We start from the raw sequence: 775 nt of genomic DNA, 5'->3' as shown, positions 1-775 counted from the left end.
CCAAGACGGTCGAGGGTGAAGGCACCTGGACGGTGGATGCGGACACGGGTGCGATCACCTTCACGCCCGAGGCGGGCTTTGAGGGCAATCCGACGCCGATCCAGTACCAGGTGTCGGATGATCTGGGGACGCCGTCGAATCGGGCGACGGTGACGGTGACCTATCTGGGTGCGCCGGCGCTGACGTTGGCGAAGGTGCTGAGCGGTGCTAATCCGGATCCGGTGGTGTTCGGCAGTGTGCTCACTTACACGGTCACTGCCACCAACGATGGTGATGTGACCCTGACCAACGTGGTGGTCAGCGACGACCTGATCACGCCGGACGAGATCACCTGTGCCAGTGTGGCGCCGGGTGCGACCTGCGAGCTGGTGGGTACCTACACGGTCACGCTCGCCGATGCGATCGCGGCGGTGGTGGTCAACACGGCGTCGGTTGACTCGGATCAGACCGATCCGCAGACGACCGAGCTGTCGACCCCGGTGCAGCCGCCGGCGGCGCCGACGGCCGAGGATGATGCATCGCTGGACAACCCGATGGGCACGCCGGTGACGTTGCCGGTGGTGGACAACGATGCGGCCGCTGACGGGCGGACGCTCGATCCGACGACGGTGGTGATCGACGGTGCCGATGCCGGCAGCGACGGCAAGACCAAGACGGTCGAGGGTGAAGGCACCTGGACGGTGGATGCGGACACGGGTGCGATCACCTTCACGCCCGAGGCGGGCTTTGAGGGCAATCCGACGCCGATCCAGTACCAGGTGTCGGATGATCTGGG

At 66.2% G+C, this 775-nt stretch carries 1 protein-coding gene; it reads left to right on the top strand.

Going from position 1 to position 775, the window contains the following annotated elements; all coding sequences use genetic code 11:
- Positions 1 to 775 (top strand): CLIPPER-2 domain-containing protein (locus tag CKO25_RS22225; RefSeq protein WP_200389836.1); only part of this gene is annotated, 775 nt, incomplete at both ends.

It is taken from the genome of Thiocapsa imhoffii (assembly GCF_016583985.1).
In the GTDB taxonomy this organism is placed as follows: domain Bacteria; phylum Pseudomonadota; class Gammaproteobacteria; order Chromatiales; family Chromatiaceae; genus Thiocapsa; species Thiocapsa imhoffii.
The sequence above is the reverse complement of the archived record's forward strand: the minus strand, read 5'-3'. Positions and strand labels throughout refer to the sequence as shown.